We start from the raw sequence: 20,810 nt of genomic DNA, 5'->3' as shown, positions 1-20,810 counted from the left end.
CGGTGGAACGAGCCCGCCGGCTGGCCGGGCTGAAAGGCTACGTCACCAACATCGAAGCCCAGACGATGCCGGCGGCCGACATCATCGCCAGCTATCACGACCTGTGGCGGATCGAGCAATCGTTCCGGATGTCCAAAACGGACCTGGCGGCCCGGCCCATCTTCCACCACACCCGCGAAGCGATCGAAGCCCACCTGACCATCGTGTTCGCCGCCCTCGCGATCGCCCGCGACCTTCAAGCCAGATCCGGTCGAAGCCTGCGCAAGCTCATCACCACCCTGCGCCCGCTACGCCAGGTCACCATCACCATCGGCAGCCACCGGCTCGACGCCCAACCCGCCATCGACCCAGACACCCGCGAAATCCTCAACGCCCTGGGGCACTAAAGAGGTCCAACTCAGGCCGTACGCGCTATCGCGGCGAAAGAAACGGAGAGGCCGCCGAGCGGCGCCGAGACGAAGGTGTGGAGATACAACCCGAACACCGGCGATTGGGAAGCTCCCGTCGAGCTGAGCGAGTACCTCGCGCGGAAGGTGGCCTAGGTGGAGTGGCTGGAGGGCGTGCCGCAGAAGGGGGCAATGCCCGGCGTAGCCCGCATTCTTGGCGGAACTGTCCGGGGATAGCCGCTACGCCCGCGAGGGCAGCGCGGTGCAAGTCAGTACCGGAACGCTCCGTGCGATCGCCCGCAAGGTAGGGCTGAGTGCCGGCTATGTAGCAACAGGGTTGCGCCAACTTGAGAGCGCTGGCCTTGTCGAGCGAGTCGCTCCCGGCCGTCAGGGATGCCCGACCGTGTGGAAGCTCCATACCCTCTAGGAAGCCACAGGATGCGATCCGACGGCCTTAGGGTTCTGCACCTCTAAAGCCACGCAGAAACCATGCAAGGCTGTTAGAACGGCGCACAGAGCTTCTGAGGGGCATCTACGCCTTGAGGGGGTCAATGCAACAGCATATAACGGGGAGGAACCTGATGGTCCCGAAAGACTTCCGCCGATCCCGGCGTCGCTCAGTTGCAGACTGGCGAACTTGGGTGTTCCGTTATCGAGGTCAATACATGGCGGGATGCAACGGCGTGCGAGTGCTGCTGTTGTTCCTCGCCGACCATATGAAGGCCGACCTGACGGTGTCCGTTTCGAGGCGGCAGATCGCCGAGGCACTCGGCGTATCCCCGGCTGAGGCTGCCCGGCGTCTAAGCGTGGCGAGGGCTGCTGGGCTACTCGATCTAGTGGAGAGCGCCAGCGGACGGCGACCCGCAACCCATGTCGCGACGTTCCCCCGAGGGCCGAAATAAGGGGAACAGGGGAACAATCCCATTATCCGACCCCCCGAGGGGCCCATAACAGCCTGCCTATATAGGAGCGGGTGCGGGGAATCGCGAGTCGCGAGGCGGGAGCGCCGACCTGGCGGATCGGGCGGTTGGGCTGTCAGGTAGGCGGGGGGCCTGGAACCGGCTAACACGACTCCCTACTCTGAGTAGCGATCCCAACCCCCTACGGCCCGCCGAAGGCGTGGGCCGTCGGATCCGCGACTCACGACTCCCTATCCCGCTAACAGCTTCGCTGAGGGTAACGGCAGAAAAGGTGGCCGGGATGAACGCCTTCGGGATGAACACCTGAAAGTTCCTGCCGTACAAACTGACCCGTTGCGGGTCAGGTAATCCCGAGTAGCGATCTTGACGGCTCGGGACGAAGTCCGAGCCGTAAGGGATCACGACTCACGATTCTGGACCATGTAACAGCTACAGAAGGAACCAAGAATGCTCGAACTGAACTACCACGTAGACGCCGAGGCCGAAGCACGTTTCGAGGCTCGACGCCAGCGCTCCGAGGAAGCCACGGCTGAGGCTGCCGTTGCGGCCCAGAAGGCCGAGGAAGCCGCTCAGAGCTTCCGCGAGCTGCGGGCGACTGCGGAGGCCGGGGAGGCGCCGGAGGCGCTGGAATGGGCCACGGCTGCCGCCGAGGCCGAGTACGCCCCGCTCGTAGCGGGTGCCCTGGCGAGGAAGGCGCAGAGCGCCGCGCGATCGGCGCGCTTCACCGACCTGGAATACGGCGAGGCAGTAGCGCAGAACCTGGCCGAGTTGTTCCCGGGAATGACGCTCACCGTTTCCGACCGGCTGCCCGCGAACTTCCCCAAGAAAGACCTTCCCGTCGTTCACGTCCTGCAAGAAAACGCGACCGAGCATATCGGGCGTAGATGGGTCGGAGGTTCGGCAAAGGTGGTCCTAGTCGCGGGGAACTCGCTCACCCGGGGACCGGCGATCGAGGACGTGCAGAAGGCTCTTTCTCGGCAGTCAGCGAAGATGACACACAACGCTACGGTTAGCGTCGAGCATTCCACGGACGGCGACGGGCGCTACCTGACGCAATGGAATGTGAGCAGTGACGTCGAATATGGACCGATCGCGTCGCCGTTCCCGTCGCGACTGACCGACCCGATCGGCGAGGGAGGTTGGCAGGCCAAGGGTGCCGAACTCGCACACCCGGAACGGATCCTCAGCGAACTGGTGAACGGCGGGCTCTACGAATGGATGGGCGGCGATCACGCCACCGATATTCACGAAGTCGCAGTCGGCAATCCGGGCAAACGGAAGTCTCTCGACGGGAAGCGCTACGTCCAAACGGGGACAGTGGCAATCGTCGGAGCGGGACGGCAGAAGGTGGAACTGCTCAGCGGCACGGCGTCATCGGTGGAGGCATCAATCAGCACCCGTAGCCGGGCCGAGGCGCAAGCTGCGATGGAGGCCGGAGGTCGGAAACTACTCGGCATGCCGCTGCCGGGCAGCGGCACGGTGCATCAGATCGAGGACGGTCCCGGGGCCGCGTTCCCGGTGCGCAAGCCTGCCGGGGCAACTGTTGTCTACTTGAACGTGATTGTCGGCGGGACCGAGGCCGGTGCCTGAGGTCGGCAACAGCCCGCAACGGCGAGTGGTCCCCTGTAAGCGGGATCACTCGCTCAGCGAAAGCTATTACGGCAAAGATGGTAGATGGCATTGCCGGCCCTGCCAGCGCTACTACACAAAGCGCTGGAGTGAGGCCAACCCGGATAAGCGCAAGGCTAATCAAGCCGTTCAGGATGAACGCCGGAAAGCTCGACGGGAAGCGGCGAAACCCTCGCCCGAGGCGAAGGCGCTTCGCCGCCTAGCGGAAGGCTCGGAGACGAACGCCGCGACCGGCTGTCGAGAGTGGCGGGGCAAGCGACAGCGGATCACCTGGCAGGGGCGAAGCTGGCTGGCATACATGCTGACCTGGCATCTCCATCGCGGCGAAGTTCCCTCAGGGCGAATAGTGACTCACCTATGTGGGAACGCCCGATGTGTCGCAAGTGACCACCTGGCGGCATTGACGGCCAATGAGCGAGGATTGCTGAAGCTGGCACTGAACTCACGGGCGGATCAAGTCACCGGTTGCCGGGAGTTCACCGGAGACCTGGCCGAGGGTTACGGCGTGGTCTGGCACGGTGGGCGTAGCTGGCTGGCGCACCGGCTGTCCTGGACGATTCTACGGGGGCGTATCCCGGCCGGGATGCTACTCGATCATCTCTGCCGTAATCGGCGTTGTATTGAGCCGACCCATCTCCGAGTGACCGACTCGGGGGGCAATAATCGCAATGTTGGCAAGCCAACCGACGAACGGCTAGCCGCAATCTGGGACCATGCCGAGGGCGTCGAGGGTATTCTCCTAATGATGGGGTGAACTCGGGGGGACCGCCTACGCCGTTGCGCGTGGGCGGTCCCTTGTGTGCTGCTGTTATAGCCGCTCAGAGGGCGAAAGTTCCGGAGGGTGGCGCAAGGCGTGCAGCTGAATACTGGGGGTGCCTTTTATGCGCGCGAGAGTGTATACCCCCCCTTTCTTGCTGGGTGCCCTTGCTCTAGCCTCACCGGACGTCCCCGCACGCACTGGGGCGCGCGGGTGTCCGACCCCGCTGGCAGGGGCGGGGGCTGCCCCCCTTCCCTTTCCCCGCCCGCGAGGTTTGCTCACTCAGCTCGACGGAAGTTGTGGGCGGAGGGAGTGACTCAAACCCTGATAGCTGATACCCTGTATCGCATGGCACGGATTGCACTCGAACCGCTCACTCATTCGCCAGTGAAGGCGACCGCCTATCGCGAACAGGCGGGCAAGCGCGTCCCCGCGCCCAACGCCCGGGCTGCGACCATGTGGCGTACGCGCTGCCGTTTCCGCAAGGCGGACGGGACGCTGGTAGACCTCACGCGCTGGGCTCCTACTAGGCGCGAGGCTGAGGCGCGGATGGGCGCGGCGATCGCTGACCTGAAGGTTGGCGGACGGCACGCAACGGTGCGGCCAAGCACGCCGCTCACTGAGGCAGGGGAGGCTTGGCTTGCGGCGCTGGCGCGTCCGGATGCGGGGCGTGCGCCTAAGACGCTAGAGGCCTACAGGGGGGCGTGGGAGCGCTATATCGTCGCGGAGGGGTCGGCGCTGCGAGGGCTGAGCCTGTCGAGCGCAAACGATGTTCAGAGGGTTCTAGGGCTACTCCGAGACGTGGCGGACCGACACGGTACGGGTGCGGCGAAGATGGCGAGGACGGTGCTGTCCGGGCTGTTCGGATGGGCCGTCAGGATGGGAGTGCTTGACCTGAACGCCGCGCGCAACACAGGCACGGTGAAGGCTGTCGAGCCGAGGGAGAGCAGCCGCGACAAGCGCCGATCGCTGACAGCCACCGAGCGCGACGCCGCGATCGCTGCCGCCGACGCGTGGGCGCGGGAAGCGCGGGAGCTAGAGGGCGCGACACGGGGCGTCGGCCGCACCGTGCGGACGCGGGAGACCGTGGCGGACTTGGTGGCGTTCCTGGCCGGCACGGGAGTGCGTATCTCCGAGGCGCGGATGCTGCGATGGGATCGCGTTGACCTAGAGGCCGGGACGGTACTGATCGAGGGGACGAAGACGGCTAGCTCGGTGCGACTGCTCAGCCTGCCTCAGTGGCTCTCTGAGCGACTGGCAGGCCGGGGGAGGGCGTACGGCCAGCACGGCTATGTGTTCGCCTCGCCGGGGCACGTAGCCGGGCAGGACGTGCCGATGGATTCAAGCAACCTGGCATCGGCGGTCCGCCGAGTGCTCGACCGGGCAGGGCTCGACTGGGCAACCTCCCACACGTTCAGGCGGACCGTGGCGACGCGCCTACACGAGGCCGGGGCGCCCCTCGTGCGGATCGCGGATCAGTTGGGGCACGCCAACCCGACGATGACGGCGAACGTCTACCTAGGCCGCGACCTCCGAGGTGACAAGGCCGACCTAGCGGCGATGCTCTGAGCGGGGGGGGGGCAAAGCGGGTAGCTCGGATGTAGCCCGATCCACAAACCGGGTAAGTAAGTGGGTACGCAAAGGGGCAGGCCATCGCCTGCCCCTTCCGTTTCCCCTAGTGAGAGGACTTTCTGTGCGCCGCCAGGGACTCGAACCCCGAACCCGCTAGTTAAGAGCCAGCTGCTCTGCCAGTTGAGCTAGCGGCGCGCGATCAGTAACTATACAGAAGCCGTGGCCAGAGGTGAAATCGGCGGCCCGATCGGTCCCAGGTCGGTCAACGGCGTGCGCCCTGCTTGCGGACGAAGGCCACCCGCTGCCGGTGCAGCTCGTCGATCTCGGGACGCTCCAGCGGCTCCAGGTCACGATCGAGGGCGACGGCGAGCAGGTGGTCGGCCAGGGCGGGGTTGCGGGCCAGCACCGGGCCGTGCGGGTAGGTGCCGATCACCCGTCCCTGGACGGCGCCCTCGGTGCCGTCGCCGGCGTTGCCGATCCCGATCTCGACGCTGGCCAGTGGCGTCGCGCCGGCTCCGAGCCGGGTGAAGCCGCCGTGGTTCTCGAAGCCGGTGAGCAGCTGCTCGGTGCCGTCCGGCGCCGTCCAGCGGGTGAGGATCTCGCCGACCGCGCGTTCGGGGCCGCGGCGGGTCTCCACGTCCAGCAGCCCGAGGCCCTCGATCACCTCGTCGCGTTCGCCGATGGTGAAGGTGGTGCCGCAGATCTGGTAGCCGGCGCATACCGCGAACAGCACGGCGCCGGCGTCCAGGGCCCGGAACAGGTTGCCGTCGGCCTTCAGCGCCTTCACCGCCGACACCTGGGCGGCGTCCTCGCCACCGCCGAGCAGATACACCGCGCCGGTCGCCGGCACCGGGTCGCCCGGCTCCACGATGGTCAGCTTCGTCTCGATGCCGCGCCACTGCAGCCGCTTCAGCAGCACCATCGCGTTGCCGCGGTCGCCGTAGATGCCGAGCAGCGATTGGTAGACCAGGACGATCTCGACCGGGGCGCTCATCGCAGCCCCGCCATCTTCAGCAGCCGCTGGAACGGGGTGTAGGTGGCGATCAGGTCCACTGGTGCCTCCGTGGTTCCCGGACGGGACGTCGACGACGGGTGGTCGCCGACCGCGGCGAGCGCGGCGGTCAGTTCGGGAATCACCTGGTGCTCCACTTCGGCGTAACTGAGCCGGACCGCCAGATCCTGCGCCCGCGGGCCGGTGGCGATCACCCGGCGGCCCTGCAATTGCTCGTAGTCGACGTCCCACAGCCAGGAGACGTCCTTGCCGTCGGCGGCGACCGAGTCGATCGCCAGGATCACCGGGTCGGACGCCGCCAGCGGCAGCGCCTCCGCCCAGCCGGCCGGGTTCTTGGCCAGCAGCAGCCGGGCGGTGGTGCCCTGCAGGGTGGCGGTGGCGAACCGTCCGGCCGGTGAGGTCACCGTCCGCATGCCGCGCAGTGCGGCGTCCAGCTCGACGCCGAGTTCGGTGGCGGCGGCCAGCGCGCAGGCGGCGTTGGACACGTTGAACGATCCGGGGACCCGCAGTTCCGGGCTCACCCGGGTGCCGTCGGGGGTGACGATGCGGTCGCCGTCCACCCGCCAGGACGCCTCCGGCTGGGTCAGTTCGCAGCCCGGGCAGTCCCAGCGATCGCCGGTGGTGTCGAGCACGGTGCCGCAGGCCGGGCACAGCGCCGCGTCGGCCGTCCACGAGGTGGCGGTGTCCACCCAGACCACGTTGGCGGCGGTGCCGGCCGACCACACCACCAGCGGATCGTCGGCGTTGGCGACGACCGTCGGACCGTCGTGGCCGGCGCGCTCCAGGGCGGCCCGCCAGGCCCGGCCGAGCGCCTTGATCTCGTGATGCCGGTCGAGTTGGTCGCGGCTGAAGTTGAGCAGCACCAGCACCTCGGGGCGTCCGAACGCGATCATGTCCGAGACCACCCGCTCGTCGGTCTCCAGCACCGCGATGTCGGCCGCTCGGGCCTGGCAGAGCGCGGAGGCGATGCCGTAGTGCAGGTTGGCGCCGTCGGCGTTGGTGACCAGCCGGGCGGCGTCGGCGCCGAGCCCGGCGCGCACCGCGGCGGCCAGCAGATGGGTGGTGGTGGTCTTGCCGTTGGTGCCCGACACGCTGGCGATCCGGCGTCCGCGCAGCAGCAGCTTGAAGGCGTCCGGGGCGATCCGGGTCAGCACCTGGCCGCGGATGGACGCCCCCGAACCGCGGTTGGCCAGCCGCGATCCCACGGCGGCCAGATTGCCGGCCGCGACGGCGGCACCGAGTCGGACCCGGTCGGGCAGGCGCAGGGTGGCCGGGGCGGCTCGACGTCCCAGGGTTGCGGCAGGCATGCGGCCTATTCTGCCGTCTGTGTCGATTGCGGCGGGACCGACACGTACTGCGGGAGCTTCGCGGTCCGTCCGGCGCCGGAGGAGGTGCGCCGGATTCGGCGTCCGATCCACGGCCCGGCGTGCTCCCTGGCCCAGGTCAACTGCCAGTCCAGCCACTCCCGCCGGGATATGGGTGGCAGCGTGGGCAGTGGATCGTCCCAGCCGGGACGCGCTGCGAGACCGACGGCGACCAGCGCGGCTTGCGACACCCGTTCGTGGCCGATGCTGTTGAAGTGCAGCCGGTCGTCGTGCCACAACTGCCAGTCCTTCAGGCAGCGCATGCCCCAGACGTCGATGACGTGGGCGCCGTGGCGGCGGGCGATGGTCCAGATGTTGGCGTTGAAGATGCCGGTGCGGGTTCGGGTAAGTTCCAGCACCGGGGAGCCTTTGGCGTCCACCCCGGTGCCGAGGACGACGTCCACGCCGGCCTCGCGCAGCCGGATCACCGCGCGCTCGATCTCGTCGGTGATGGCGTCCACGTCGGCGCGCGGCCGGAGGATGTCGTTGCCGCCACCCCACAGGCTGACCAGGTCGGGCCGCATGGCCAACGCCGGCTCCAGTTGCTCGTTGAGGATCGGGTGCAACAGCCGGCCACGGATGGCCAGGTTCGCGTACTCGACGGGCTCACCGGCAGCGTCCGCCAGGTGCTGGGCGAAGCGGTCGGCCCAGCCGCGCGGGCTGCCGTCCGGGTACGGGTCGGCCAGACCTTCGGTGAGTGAGTCGCCGATCGCCACGAAGCGGCGCCAGGGATGAATCCGCACGTCGCATCACCCTACTCCGCCGCCCGCGAACATGTCGGACGCCGCCGCTACCCTGAATCCACGGTGCTCGCCGGGGGTGGGCGGCACCGGTTCGGGACGCCGCGGAGGTCGATACAGATATCGAACATACATTTGATTATAGGCGAAGATTCGGCTAGAATCCAGCCATGGAGAAGCTCACCGCCGACATGCTCCGTGGCCTGGTGCCCGGGGTTGCCGAGGTGAGCCTGGCTGCCGACGCAGCCGGGTTGATCGACCAGCTTCGGTCGCTGGAGCAGCTCAAGTCGGCCTGCGCCGCCGCCCAGGCACGGGTCACGGTGGCGTTCAAGCGACTGCAGGTCGCCGAACACGAGGCGGCCGGGGTGCCGGCCGATCGGCGTGGTAAAGACGTGGCGGCCCAGGTGGCGTTGGCGCGGAAGGAGTCGCCGCGCAACGGCTCCCGGCTGGTCAGCGTGGCCGACGCGCTGATGAGTGGGATGCCGCACACGATGGCTGCCCTCGCTGCTGGAGAGCTGAGCGAGTGGCGAGCCACCCTGGTGGTGAAGGAGACCGCCTGCCTGACTCGTGAGCATCGGCAGCAGGTCGATGCCGAACTTGCTGGTCGACTGGGGGAGTTGAGCGACCGTGCGCTGGTCGCGGAGGCCCGGAAGGTCGCCTATCGGCTGGATCCCTATTCGTTCGTGGAGAGGGCGCGGAAGGCCGAGGCCGACCGCTGTGTGTCGCTGCGGCCAGCACCCGATTGCATGACCAGGCTGTCCGCGCTCCTTCCGGTGGCGCAGGGAGTGGCCGCGTTCGCGGCCCTCACCCAAGCCGCTGACGCTGCCCGCTCCGCGGGCGACGGGCGCGGCAAGGGGCAGCTGATGGCCGACACCCTCGTCGAACGTGTCACCGGCCGGGCGTCCGCAGCGGACATTGACGTGGAGATCCAGCTGATCATGTCCGATCAGACTCTCTTCGGCGGCGGCTCGGACGACGCCGACGAGGCTGCCGTGGTCACCGGCCACGGCCCCATCCCGGCACCGCTGGCCCGGCGGATGGTGCACGACCTGCCCGATGGCGCCCGAACCTGGATTCGCCGGCTCTATACCGAACCCGACAGTGGGCGGCTGGTCGCGATGGAGTCGACGGCCCGGCTGTTCCCGACCGGTCTGCGACGGTTCCTGGTCGCCCGCGACCGGTACTGCAGGACGCCGTGGTGCGGTGCGCCGATCCGGCATGCCGACCACGTCATCCCCCACCAGGTGGGTGGCGCGACGAGCGCCGCCAACGGTCAAGGCCTGTGTGAGGCCTGCAATCAGATCAAGACCATGCCCGGCTGGCAGTCGAGGCCCGTCCCGGAGGGAGCTGGCGACGCGGTCGCCACCGTCACTCCGACCGGACACGCCTACCAGAGCCGGCCACCCCGACCGCCCGGCAGTCGCCGCAAGCGCGGGTACCCGGTGGCGGACTTCTACCTGCCACCGCCGGTCGACTCGCCGCTGGAGCGACGGCTGCGCCGAATACTCGCGGCATGATCGGACCAGACCCATGACATCCGTCATGGGTGGTTCGTGACGATCCCAGGCCAGCCGGTGAGGCTTGACACTGCCGGACGCCGAGGGCGGCCGGAAGGCTTGAGCCATGACCACAACGACAGCTGAAGACGCCATCGTCGTCACCGGCGTCCGCCGCCGCTACGTGACCCGCACCCGGCTCAACATCCTCACCGGACGCCGGGAACCCACCGACTACTTCGAGGCCGTCCGCGGCGTCGACCTGAAGGTCGCCCGCGGCGAACTGTTCGCGCTGCTCGGCACCAACGGGGCCGGCAAGACCTCCACCGTCGAACTGGTCGAGGGCCTGGCCCGCCCCAGCCAGGGCGGCATCCGCGTGCTGGGTCACGACCCGCACGCCGAGCGGGCCCTGGTTAGGCATCGCACCGGCGTGGTGCTGCAGAACTCCGGCTTCCCGCCCAGCCTCACCGTGGCCGAGATGGCGCGGTTGTGGCACGGAACCCTGAGCAACCCTCAGCCCGCCGAGCAGGCGCTCGACGCGGTCGACCTGATGCGCCGCGCCGATGTCGAGACCGCCAAGCTGTCCGGCGGCGAGCGTCGCCGGCTCGACATCGCGCTGGCCGTGATGGGCAACCCCGAGGTGCTGGTGCTGGACGAGCCCACCACCGGCCTCGACCCCGAATCCCGGCGGTCCATCTGGGCACTCGTCGAGGGCCTGGTCCGGCAGGGCACCGCGGTGCTGCTCACCACCCACTACCTGGAGGAGGCGGAGCAACTCGCCGACCGGATCGCCATCATGCATCAGGGCGTGATCGCCCGCGAAGGCACCCTCGCCGAGATGGTCGCCGACGCCCCGGCCCGGATCAGCTTCGCCCGTCCCGCCGGGCTCTCGCTGAGCGACCTGGACGCCGCCGGCGCCCGCGTCACCGCGTCCGACTCGGTGCAGATCGAAACCCCCACCCTGCAGCGCACCCTGGCCGCCGTCCTCGCCTGGGCCGGCGGCACACCGCTGCCGCACCTCCAGGCCCGCTCCGCGTCGCTGGAGCAGGTCTTCCTCTCCATCGCAGACACCGCCGACTTCGCCGGCACCGCCGACATCGCAAACACCAGGGAGCTGTCATGACCACCCGCACCGTTTCACCCGCCACCGCCACGGACGTCCCCGCTCGCGGCTCCACCGCCCGCCGGTTCTGGGCGCTGGTCCGTGGCGAGACCACCATCCTGCTGCGCAACCGGACCGCCGTCTTCACCGCCGTCGCGCTGCCCTTCCTGGTCGGCTTCGCCTTCTTCGGGATGAGCCAGGACCGGGCCGGCCTCGGTGTTGTGCTCACCATGGTGCTGGTCGGCACCGCGCTGATGTTCGTCATCTACTACACGATGGTCACCTCGCTGGTCGGACGCCGGGAACAGCTGGTGCTGAAGAGACTGCTGGCCGGCGAGCCGAGCGCGGCGGAGATCCTCGGCGCACCCGCGGTGCCGCTGTGGGCGCTGTTCGCGATCCAGGCGATGATCGCGATCGGGGGAGCGCTGCTGCTCGGCACCCCGATCCTGCACCCGTGGGCGCTGACGCTGGCCGTGATCGGCGGTGCGGCGGCCTGGACGGCGCTCGCCGTCGTCAGCGCCGCCTACACCAAGACCGTCGAGTCGGCCCAGCTGACCACGCTGCCGCTGATCCTGATCTCGCTGCTGCTGTCGGGCTTCTCGGTCCCGCTGGAATGGCTGCCCGGACCGGTCGCGCGGATCGCCCACGCGCTGCCGATGACCCCGGTCGTCGACCTGGTCAAGCTCGCCACGGTCGGCGTCGGCACCGACGGTGCCCCGGTCGCCGGTACCGAGGCGCTGGCCGCGGCCGGCGGGATGCTGCTGCCGCTGCTGGCCTGGACGGTCGGCTCGGTGCTGCTGGGGCTGCGCCGGTTCCGCTGGGATCCGCGGTCCTGACCGCGTCCGGAACAACTGTCCGAGCCGCCCGTTAGGCTCACCGACGAGGAGGAGATTCCCGTGACCAGCACCGAAACCGGTGTCCGGCGCACCGAGCGCTACGTCTACAACTCGCTGCACTGGGCGTTCCCGATCCTGCCGCTGGCGGGCCTGGCCGTGGTCGCCGGCGACGCCCCGCTGGAGTGGTCGCTGCCCTGGCTGGCGCTGGTGACCGTGGCGGCCTGGGCCGGCCTGGTGGTGCTGCACACCCGGTTGCGCGAGGCCGCGCTGCTGCCGGCCAGCGGCTGGGACGCCGTCCTGGTGCGCAACGTCGAGCTCGTCCGTCGGCTGTGGATCGGCGCCAGCGTCGTCGTCGCGGCGACCGCCGGCTTCGTGCTGCCGCCGACCGCGTTTCTGCTCACCCTGACCAGCGCCACCATCGGCAGCGTGCTGGCGATGCCGATGCTGGGCCGGCCCGACACGCGGCCGATGCTGGTCGGGTTGACCGGTGTCGCAGTGGGCCAGCTGGCGGTCTGGGTCGGTCCGCATCCAGGCCTCGCCGAACCGACGCCTCGGGTGGTAATCGCCTACTGGTCGGCGTTCGCCACGGCGGCACTGCTCGGCTACGCGGTGATGTTCCGCAATGTGCTGACCAGCACCCGCGAGCTGGAGCGGGCCCGTTTCGACACCGCCCGGCTCGCCGTCACCGAAGAGCGGCTGCGCTTCTCCCGCGACCTGCACGACGTGTTCGGACGCACCCTGTCCGCGGTCGCGCTGAAGGCTGAACTGGCCGCCGAGCAGGCCCGGCGCGGACGTCCGGAAGCGGTGGACACCATGCACGAGGTGCAGTCCATCGCCACTCGCGCGCTGGACGAAGTGCGCGCCGTCGTCCGCGGCTACCGGGAGAGCGACCTGAACGCCGAGGTGGCCGGCGCCCGCTCGCTGCTGGAGGCGTCCGGAATCGACGTGACGACGGTGGTCGACGGGGTCGCGGCGCTGCCGGCGCCGGTGGCCCGGGCGTTCGCCTGGGTGGTCCGCGAGGGCACCACGAACATCCTGCGGCACGCGGACGCCGACCAGGCCCGGGTCGCGGTCACCATCGATCCGGGCGCCGCACGCTTGGTGCTGCACAACGACCGGCCGCACCCGGCGTCCGAGCGCATCGGGTCGGGGCTGGCCGGGCTGACCGAGCGGCTGGCCGAGGTCGGCGGCATCCTGTCGGTGCAGCGCGGCGACGATTCGTTCACCCTCACCGCCACCGTGGACGCCGCCGCGCTGGCCCGGCTGCGGGTGGCCTCCGATGAGCCAACCACAAGGGAGGACGCATGATCCGGGTGATCGTGACCGACGACGAGCATCTGATCCGGGAGGCGCTGGTCGCCCTGCTGGAGCTGACCGACGACATCGAGGTCGCCGGCCAGGCCGGCTCCGGTGACGAGGCGTTGGCGCTGGCCCGCAAGCTGCGGCCGGACGTCGCGGTGCTCGACCTGCAGATGCCCGGCCGGTCCGGCACCGAGGTGGCGGCCGTGCTGGCCGAGGAACTGCCCGGTTGCGCCTGCGTGATCGTCACCAGCCACGGCCTGCCCGGGCACCTCAAACAGGCGCTGGCGCACGGGGTGCGCGGCTTCGTGCCCAAGACCGTCACCGGCGCCGGGCTGGCGCAGGTGATCCGGACGGTGGCCGCCGGCGGACGCTACGTCGACCCGTCCCTGGCCGCGGACGCCATCGCCGCCGGCGACTCCCCGCTGACCCCGCGGGAGGCGGACGTGCTGACCGCAGCCGACGGCGGGGCGCCGGTGGAGGAGATCGCGGCCCGGGTCAACCTGTCGCCCGGCACCGTCCGCAACTACCTCAGTTCGGCGATCGGCAAACTGCACGCGGCGACGCGGCACGAGGCCGTCCGGATCGCCCGGGAACGCGGCTGGATCTAGCATGCCTGCCATGACCGAGCCGCACCGCGTCCTGGTCGTCGACGACGACCCGGCGGTGCGTGCCGCGTACCGGGCCTTCCTCGGCCGCCAGCCCGGCTTCGAGGTGGTCGGCGAGGCACGCAACGGTGAGGAGGGCGTGCAAGCCGACGAACGGCTCGGCCCCGACGTGATCCTGATGGATCTGGACATGCCGGTCGTCACCGGGGTGGAAGCCACCCGGCGGATCACCGCGCGCCGGCCGGATGCCTGCGTCGTCGTGCTGACCACGTTCAGCGGCCACGCCGACGTGGTGGCGGCGCTGCGGGCCGGGGCGTCCGGCTACTTGCTCAAGGACGTCGGGGGAGTGGGGCTGCTGAACGGCATCCGGCAGGCGCTGGCCGGGGACATGCCGCTGTCCAGCGCGGTGCGCCGCGAGCTCGTCGGCGCGGTGCTGCGGGACAACGATCCGGTGGCGACGGCCGGGGGCGTCCGGGTCACCCGGCGGGAACAGGAGATGCTCGGCTGCCTCGCCCAGGGGCTCACCAACCAGCAGATCAGCACCCAACTGCATCTGTCCGAGGGGTCGGTCAAGCAGTACCTGTCCCGAATCGGTGCCAAGCTCGGGGTGAAGTCCCGCACCGGGATCCTGATTCGGGCCGTGCAGCTCGACCTGATCGATCCGCACGTCCTGCCGCCGCCCCGCAACTGACCGCAGGTCACCGCCGTCGGCGAGATTCGCGAGCCAGCAGCGCGATGCCGCCGGCGCCGATCAGTGCGAGCCCGGCCAGCAAGGATTCCAGGCCCGGTCCGCCGCCGGTGGTCGGCAGCTGACCCCGGCCGTTCGGCGGCAGCGGGGTGGTGGTCGGGTCCGGGGACGTCGAGGCGGCCGGCGTCGGCGTCGTGGGCTCTGTCGGAGGCGGCGGAGGCGGCGGTTCGGGCGTCGGGGTCGCCGTGGCCGTCGGGGTCGGCGTGGGCGTCGGCCGGTTGTCGATGGTGTAGCTGACCTCCGCGCAGGACGAGGGTCCGATCAGCCCGACCACGTCCATGTTCGCCGCGCAGTTGCTGAAGGTGCCGAGGCTGGCCGCGACCACCGAGACGCTGATCGTGCAGCCCGACGAGCCGGTCGCCAGCGACCCGACCGCCGCGATCGTCGTCGCACCCGGGGTCGCGGTGACCGTCGTCGCCTGACAGGTGCTGTCGACGGCAGCATCGTCAGCGACCACCAGGCCGTCCGGAAGGGTGTCGGACAGCCGCCAGCCGGCTTTGCCGCCGAGCTCGGCGGAGTTCTCGATGGAGAAGGTCAACACGGTGCTCTGCCCCGTCGCCAGCCCGGACGCCGGCGCGAACGACTTGCCCAAGGTGGGCGTCACGTCGTAGACGGCCAGGTTGTCGATGCCGCTGTCGTTGCCGGAACCGGCGATCTCGGTGTTGCGCACCCGGAACCGCAGCGTGGAGCCGGTCGCCTGGTGGGCGTCCTCGGCGAAGTAGCGACCCAGGTAGTTCGAGCCGCGCCGAGGATCGGTCACCACCTGTTGGTAGACCAGGCAGGGGTCGATCGCGTCCTCGTTCAGCAGGTCGACGGTTCCGTCGGCATCGATCAGCCCGAGGAAATAGGACGCGCCTCGAACCGTGCACGACCGGGCCGCCACGTCGAACGATGTCGTGTAGTAGTGGCCCGGGGTGACGTCGAAGCCGTTGCCGCCGGAGAGCACGGTCTGTTGGCCGGCCGGAAGGTTCCCTCCGGTGTACGAGCTCAGGGCGTGGTTGCCGGACGGATCGGCCCCGTTGCCGTCGAGGCCTGCCCGGAACGCCCCGAGCGCCCAGGACAGGTCCTTCAGGTCGGCGGTCGCGGACGCGTCGGCACAGGTCGGCAGCGTGGTGGCGGTGAGCTCGAAGGACTGGATGGTGCCGTTGCAGGTCACCAGCCAGGCCGGATCGGCGGTGTAGGTCTGGTTGCCGGGCGGCGCGCCGGTGTAGTCGGTGAGCGAGGTCGAGCCGGTGCCCTGACCATGCTCGAAGTCCTCCGCGATCACCAGCCGATCGGCCAGCAGGTCCGCACCGAAGACGCGGTAGTCGGCCGGGTCGTTGGCCGGGTTGGCGTCCTCGGCGACCGAACTGGTCCGGAACACGGTGGCCAGGGGCGGCAGGTCCGACGGCAGGGTGATGCCGAGCCGGGGAAGCACCACCGATCCGCCCCGCGTGACCTCGCGTGCGGCGGACAGCGCGCAGCGCGTGACGGTTGCCGACTCGACAGTGCAGACCCCCGCCAATGTGCCGCTGCCGAACGCGGTGGTGCCGCCGACCGCACCCGAGAAGGTCGCACCCGCCATCGCCTCGATCCGGAATCCGGACGCCGGCCCGGACAGGCAGACGGGTTCCAGGCAGTCGTAGGCCAGCTGCGGTGTCCGGTCGGCATTATCGGGCACCAGCACGCGCTTCGACCGGGGTGCCCAGTCGCCGTTGTCCGCTGGGCCCGGGTCGCGCAGGACGATCGTGGTGGTGCTGTTGGTGTCGGTGTCGACCAGTGGCGAGACCCTCACCAGCGCTGTACCGGTCGTTGTGCCCGCGGGGAGGGCGACCCCCGGCCGGGCGAGTTGGATGACGGTCCCTTCCGCGACGAAGGTCGGTAGGTCGAGAGTGCAGCGGATCCGGGTCGTCGACTGCACTGCGCAAACGCCGGAAAGCAGTCCGCTGCCGAAGGTGAGTTTGCCGCCGACCGCGTTGCTGAACGTGGTGCCGCCGAGCGCTTCCATCTCGAAGCCGCCGGTAGGCGTCAGGCCACATTCGGGCGTCGCGCAGTCGAAGGAGACCGACGGCAGTGTGGTGTAGGCGGTGGAATATCCGATCGTGGCCGGGCTCTGCCAGTGGGTCTCGCCGTTGCGGACGATGGTCACGATGTCGTTGTCCGTGCTGGTGTTCCCGGACTTCGTCGTGTCGTCCCAGGTCGCCTGGAGCACTGGCTCCCGTTCGCCGATGCTGTCGGGTACGGTCACCTCGAACGGGCTGGCGGAGCGAAACGTCGTGGACGTTGAAGCTGACGCGATCGGCGCGCTGGAGGTCATCCGGCAGGTCACCGTCGTCGAATCGGTGAGGGTGCAGGTGCCGCGGGCAGTGCCGGTGCCGGTCACCCACGGCACCGCCGTTCCAATGGCACCCAGGAAGGTCGCGCCGTTCTGCGCGACGACGGTGACCCTCGCGGTGTTCGTCACGATGCAGGTGCGGGCGACGCATTCGAGGGTGGGTGCGTACTTCCCCGTGCCCGACACCACGTCGATCGGCACGGTCGGCGTTTTCCACCCGACGTCGCCGCTGGCGGCGTGGGCGGGGCTCGCCACTTGCAGCTGGATGGATCCCGCGAGGAGCACAGCGGCCAGCAGCATCAGCAGCGCCCGGCCCGGGAATCGCGCACTCAGAACACCGTTCACGGTGTCGGCCTTTCAGCTTGGGGGTCAGCTCGAAAGTCTCAGCCAGCGAGAAGGACGGTCTCAGTACCGCTGGTCATATCGTTCGGTCGGGCTGAAAATACCGTTGCGTCCACTCGGCGCGCAATTCGCGACAGCGATGACCGGGCGCGCGGCACCGTCTTGTTCGGACAACGGGGAACCCGACCCGAACGTTAACTTTTGGGCACCCCGACGCCGACCACGTTGACCCGTCCGGCAACGCCTTGGTTCGGTGGGGGCAACCGCGGCGGAGGCGCCGATGCCCCGCCGATCCGGTCCCCCAGAGGACGAACGAGGCACGGCATGACGACGCACCCGTATCCATCTCCCGACGCCCGCACCCAGCCGGGCGTCCCGGACCGGGCGGCACCGGCCGCCGTCGTGGCCCACAACGTGGCCAAGTCGTTCCGGACCGGGCGGCAGCTGACCGAGATCCTGCACGGCGTGTCGCTGTCGGTGAACTACGGCGAGATGGTCGCGGTGATGGGGCCGTCCGGCTCCGGCAAGTCGACCCTGCTGTACTGCCTTGCCGGGCTGGAATCGGTGACCTCCGGCGAGGTGCAGTTGAACGGACGCTCGATCGCCTCCTGCTCGCGGGCTGAGCTGGCCACGATGCGGCGCAGCGAGATCGGCTTCGTGTTCCAGGCGTACAACCTGATCCCCACCCTGACCGCGGTCGAGAACGTCTCCCTGCCGTATCTGCTGGACCGGCGGCCGCCGCCGATGGACGTGATCGAGCAGACCCTGGCTACGGTCGGGCTGGGGGAGCGGCTGCAGGCCCGTCCGCCGTCGATGTCGGGCGGCGAGCAGCAGCGGGTGGCGCTGGCCCGGGTGCTGGCCCAGCGTCCCCGGATCGTCTTCGCCGACGAACCCACCGGCGCCCTGGACACCCGTTCCGGCGTCCTGGTGCTGGACGAACTGCACCGGATCTCCGAGCACCCCGAGCAGTGCGTGCTGGTGGTCACCCACGATCCGACGGTGGCGGCCCGCTGCGACCGGGTGCTGTTCATGCGGGACGGGCTGCTGGTGCGGGAGCTGCGTCCGACCGGGGTGGACGAGGTCGCCGCCACCCTGGCCGGCCTGTCGCAGCAGACCGAGGGCTGAGCCGTGCGACGGTTGCAGGTCGCCGAACTGCGCGACTCCTGGACGGCCTGGCTGGGTGTCTGCCTCACTTTCATCACGGTCAACTTCGCGCTGGCGCTGTCCGCGCTCGTCGAGCACGTCGGTGTGGACGCGGTGCTGTCGGGGCGGATGGACTACTGGAGCTCCGCCTCGTACACGTTCGCGCCGGCCCTCAACCTGGTGCTCTGCCTGATCGTCGGCGCCGTGGTGATCGGCGGGTCGACCAGCCTGGTGGTCGACTCCCGGCGTGGCTCGCTGGCCCGGCTGTCCCTGGTCGGCGCCACTCCGGCGCAGGTGGTGTCGACGATCATGAGCCAGTTGGTGGTGGTCAGCCTGGCCTGCGCGGTGGTCGGCGACCTGGTCGCCTACGCCATGCTGCAACCCACCTTGCAGTACCTGAACGACGATCCGACCCTGCAGCTGGTGGTGCCGGACGCCGTGTACGCGGTCTGGCCGGTGCTGGCGGCGAATCTGGCCGCGGCGGGGATCGCGTTGATCGGCGGCCATCGGCAGGCTCGCCGGGCCGGTGCGATCCCTCCGGTGGAGGCGCTGCGGATCGCCGCGGCCGCTCCCGACGAGCGGATGGGAGCCGCTCGGTGGGTCCGGTTCGGTCTGTGCGTGGCGGTGCTGGCGGCGGCGTTCGCGCTGATCCCGGTGCTGGTGTCGCTGGAGCCGAAGGAGAGGTTCAGCAACGTCGTGCTGGCCGCGGTGGTGGTGCTGATCGTCGCCGGGGCGATGCTGTCCGTGCTGGCCCCGGCGATCGTCGGTCCGGTCACCCGGGCCTGGACGCGGCTGGTGCCGACCCGGGACCCGATCTGGCGGCTGGCCCGCACCATCGCGGCGGTGAAGGGGGCCCGGTTCAGCAAGTCGGTGACGCCGGTGATGATGACGATCGGGCTGCTGTTCGGCATGGTGCTGCTGGGCGGCGTGATGACCGGCGTGGTCCGTTCGCTGGGCGTCGAGCTTTCGGCCGCGGGCCCCACCACGATGGTGTCGATGTTGGGCCTGCCGCTGGCGGTGGCGCTGTCGGGCGGGGTGGGGTCGCTGTTGATGATGGCGAAGCAGCGGGAGGCCGAACTGGCCCTGGTCGGGGTGGCCGGCGCCACCCCGGGGCAGCGGTTCAGCCTCCCGGTGTTGGAGGGGGTCATCGTGACCGTCACCGGTGCGCTGCTGTCGCTGGCGATGGTCGGGATGACCCTGGGATTCCTGGCGGTGGCCCTGCCGGCGGCCGGCTTCCCGCTCATCGTCGTGCCGCAGTACGAGACGTTCGCCGCGTCCTTCGGGATCTGTCTGCTGGTGACCATCGCCGCCACGCTCGGCCCGTCGCTCGGGTCGCTGCGCAAGCCCGAGCCGGCGATCATCGCCCGGCTGGTTGCGGAGTGAGCGCGGGCGCGGTCACGGGAAGCTCGACCCGGACCGTCCAGCGTCCCTGATCGGGGCCGGCGGCGAAGGTACCGCCGCACAGCTCGACCCGCTCCCGGATGCCCTGCAGTCCCCAGCCGGTCGTGCCCGGGGTGGACGCGGCACCCGGCAGCGGGCTGGTCACCGTCAGCGCCACCGCGTCCGGCTGGACGTGGAGGCGGTAGCGGCAACTCGACCCGGGCGCGCTGTGCCGCAGGATGTTGGTGGTGGCCTCCTGCATCACCCGGGACAGCATGCGCTGGGTCTCGGGTGCCAGCGTCGCCACCGACGGATCGATCCGCAGCTCGGGATCGAAGCCGTTCTCGCGCAGCCGGGCCGCCATCGCCGCGCCGCTGCGCAGCGGGTTGGCCAGCGGAACCGGGTCGGCCTCGGCGGTCCGCAGTTCGTGCAGCAGGATCGCCAGTTCGTCGGCCGCCGTGGTGGTGTCCTGCCGGATCCGTCCGAGATGATCGCGCAGCGCCGTCGGATCGTCGCTGTCGGCGGCGGCCATGATCTGCATGGCGATCAGGGTGAGCTGGTGCCCCACCACGTCGTGCAGTTCGCGGGCGGCCTCGGTGCGCTCCTGTTCGATGGCTCGGTCGCGTTCCCGGCGCAGCCGGCGCAGGTTCGCCGTGGAGGTGAGGTGAGCGTGGCGCAGCGTGCCGACGGTCAGGCCGCAAGCGAAGCCGGCGATGGCGACGACCATCATCAAGGTCAGTGCGGCTTGGGGGAGCCCGTGCCAGGGGATCACCACCGCCCAGAACGCGACGAACACGCCGACCGTGAGCCACAGGCCGCGGACGCCGAATCGGGCGCCGGCCAGTGCGGCCAGCAGGCCGGCGGCGATGCTGTGCCAGAGCCCACCCGGGTCGGCGACGGCGCCGATGACCAGCGCGACAGCGGCGAGGGCGGCCGCCGTCCGGGGCCGGACCAGGATGACCGCGATCCAGCCCAGCACGCCCAGACCGACCGCCGCCAGCGGCCACCCGTCGGCCGCCTGCGGCAGGAACCGGGTCGCCAGCGCCACCAGCGCGGCGCAGACGACCAGGCGTCCCTGGATGGAGGTCAGCGCGGCGCGCCGGCTCCGCCTCCGCCCGGACGCCGGACGCGCCGGCTCCGCCGCGGGTGCGTCGGCGCTGCG

The 20,810-nt window shown here is 70.1% G+C and carries 19 protein-coding genes and 1 tRNA gene; 14 read left to right on the top strand and 6 right to left on the bottom strand.

The window, feature by feature from the left end; genetic code table 11:
• The 5 genes from QM582_RS05700 to QM582_RS05680 all read left to right on the top strand — a co-directional run.
• A partial coding sequence (locus QM582_RS05700) for a transposase (RefSeq protein ID WP_415082542.1) occupies positions 1-386 on the top strand: 386 nt, incomplete at its 5' end.
• Between the two features lie 262 nt (positions 387-648).
• Complete coding sequence (locus QM582_RS05695; RefSeq protein WP_415082545.1) at positions 649-813, top strand: FaeA/PapI family transcriptional regulator; 165 nt, start codon at positions 649-651, stop codon at positions 811-813.
• A 940-nt stretch (positions 814-1,753) separates the two neighbouring features.
• The gene (locus QM582_RS05690; protein ID WP_415082540.1) at positions 1,754-2,896 is read left to right on the top strand and encodes a hypothetical protein; all 1,143 of its coding nucleotides are present in this window, start codon (positions 1,754-1,756) and stop codon (positions 2,894-2,896) included.
• 337 nt (positions 2,897-3,233) lie between these two features.
• On the top strand, positions 3,234-3,689 hold the full coding sequence (locus tag QM582_RS05685) for an HNH endonuclease (RefSeq protein ID WP_415082543.1): 456 nt from the start codon (positions 3,234-3,236) through the stop codon (positions 3,687-3,689).
• 351 nt (positions 3,690-4,040) lie between these two features.
• Positions 4,041-5,261: a tyrosine-type recombinase/integrase gene (locus tag QM582_RS05680; RefSeq protein WP_415082538.1), complete on the top strand. Its 1,221-nt coding sequence runs from the start codon at positions 4,041-4,043 to the stop codon at positions 5,259-5,261.
• Positions 5,262-5,386: 125 nt separating this feature from the next.
• On the opposite strand, the gene QM582_RS05675 is transcribed toward QM582_RS05680, so the two are convergent.
• The 4 genes from QM582_RS05675 to QM582_RS05660 form a co-directional block, all read right to left on the bottom strand.
• Positions 5,387-5,459: transfer RNA gene (locus QM582_RS05675), tRNA-Lys, on the bottom strand.
• A 67-nt stretch (positions 5,460-5,526) separates the two neighbouring features.
• Entirely contained in the window at positions 5,527-6,258 is a 732-nt protein-coding gene (locus QM582_RS05670; protein WP_415082536.1) for a type 1 glutamine amidotransferase, read from the bottom strand.
• Positions 6,255-7,583, bottom strand: a complete 1,329-nt coding sequence (locus tag QM582_RS05665) for a MurT ligase domain-containing protein (protein WP_415082535.1) — start codon at positions 7,581-7,583, stop codon at positions 6,255-6,257. The genes QM582_RS05670 and QM582_RS05665 overlap by 4 nt, the downstream gene beginning before the upstream one ends.
• A 5-nt stretch (positions 7,584-7,588) precedes the next feature.
• Positions 7,589-8,383: an SGNH/GDSL hydrolase family protein gene (locus QM582_RS05660; RefSeq protein ID WP_415082534.1), complete on the bottom strand. Its 795-nt coding sequence runs from the start codon at positions 8,381-8,383 to the stop codon at positions 7,589-7,591.
• Between the two features lie 167 nt (positions 8,384-8,550).
• Between QM582_RS05660 and QM582_RS05655 the strand changes: the two genes are divergently transcribed.
• The 6 genes from QM582_RS05655 to QM582_RS05630 all read left to right on the top strand — a co-directional run bounded on the left by QM582_RS05655 (position 8,551) and on the right by QM582_RS05630 (position 14,412).
• The gene (locus tag QM582_RS05655) at positions 8,551-9,897 is read left to right on the top strand and encodes a DUF222 domain-containing protein (protein ID WP_415082532.1); all 1,347 of its coding nucleotides are present in this window, start codon (positions 8,551-8,553) and stop codon (positions 9,895-9,897) included.
• 106 nt (positions 9,898-10,003) lie between these two features.
• On the top strand, positions 10,004-10,999 hold the full coding sequence (locus QM582_RS05650) for an ABC transporter ATP-binding protein (RefSeq protein ID WP_415082531.1): 996 nt from the start codon (positions 10,004-10,006) through the stop codon (positions 10,997-10,999).
• A complete protein-coding gene (locus tag QM582_RS05645) occupies positions 10,996-11,814 on the top strand; it encodes an ABC transporter permease (RefSeq protein ID WP_415082529.1) in 819 nt (272 codons plus the stop codon). Before QM582_RS05650 ends, QM582_RS05645 begins: the two co-directional genes overlap by 4 nt.
• Positions 11,815-11,874: 60 nt before the next feature.
• Positions 11,875-13,122, top strand: coding sequence for a sensor histidine kinase (locus tag QM582_RS05640; protein WP_415082527.1), 1,248 nt, complete (start codon positions 11,875-11,877; stop codon positions 13,120-13,122).
• Complete coding sequence (locus QM582_RS05635; protein ID WP_415082525.1) at positions 13,119-13,724, top strand: response regulator transcription factor; 606 nt, start codon at positions 13,119-13,121, stop codon at positions 13,722-13,724. The genes QM582_RS05640 and QM582_RS05635 overlap by 4 nt, the downstream gene beginning before the upstream one ends.
• Positions 13,725-13,734: 10 nt before the next feature.
• The gene (locus QM582_RS05630; RefSeq protein WP_415082523.1) at positions 13,735-14,412 is read left to right on the top strand and encodes a response regulator; all 678 of its coding nucleotides are present in this window, start codon (positions 13,735-13,737) and stop codon (positions 14,410-14,412) included.
• Between the two features lie 7 nt (positions 14,413-14,419).
• Here QM582_RS05630 and QM582_RS05625 read toward each other — a convergent pair whose 3' ends face one another.
• Complete coding sequence (locus QM582_RS05625) at positions 14,420-16,597, bottom strand: hypothetical protein (protein ID WP_415082521.1); 2,178 nt, start codon at positions 16,595-16,597, stop codon at positions 14,420-14,422.
• Position 16,598: 1 nt separating this feature from the next.
• On the opposite strand from QM582_RS05625, the gene QM582_RS05620 reads away from it, so the two are divergent.
• From QM582_RS05620 to QM582_RS05610, 3 genes are all read left to right on the top strand, one after another.
• Positions 16,599-17,354 carry a hypothetical protein gene (locus tag QM582_RS05620; protein ID WP_415082520.1) on the top strand — a complete coding sequence of 252 codons (756 nt, stop codon included), beginning with the start codon at positions 16,599-16,601 and terminating at the stop codon, positions 17,352-17,354.
• 95 nt (positions 17,355-17,449) lie between these two features.
• Positions 17,450-18,250, top strand: a complete 801-nt coding sequence (locus QM582_RS05615) for an ABC transporter ATP-binding protein (protein ID WP_415082518.1) — start codon at positions 17,450-17,452, stop codon at positions 18,248-18,250.
• Positions 18,251-18,253: 3 nt separating this feature from the next.
• Positions 18,254-19,651, top strand: a complete 1,398-nt coding sequence (locus QM582_RS05610; RefSeq protein ID WP_415082516.1) for an FtsX-like permease family protein — start codon at positions 18,254-18,256, stop codon at positions 19,649-19,651.
• On the opposite strand, the gene QM582_RS05605 is transcribed toward QM582_RS05610, so the two are convergent.
• Positions 19,626-20,810: sensor histidine kinase (locus QM582_RS05605; protein ID WP_415082515.1), on the bottom strand; the 1,185-nt coding region annotated here is incomplete at its 5' end. The two genes, QM582_RS05610 and QM582_RS05605, sit on opposite strands and share 26 nt — an antisense overlap.

The sequence above is a fragment of the Micropruina sp. genome (assembly GCF_047607385.1).
Lineage (GTDB): Bacteria > Actinomycetota > Actinomycetes > Propionibacteriales > Propionibacteriaceae > Micropruina.
Note: the sequence above shows the minus strand (reverse complement) of the source record. Positions and strands in the feature narration are given on the sequence as shown.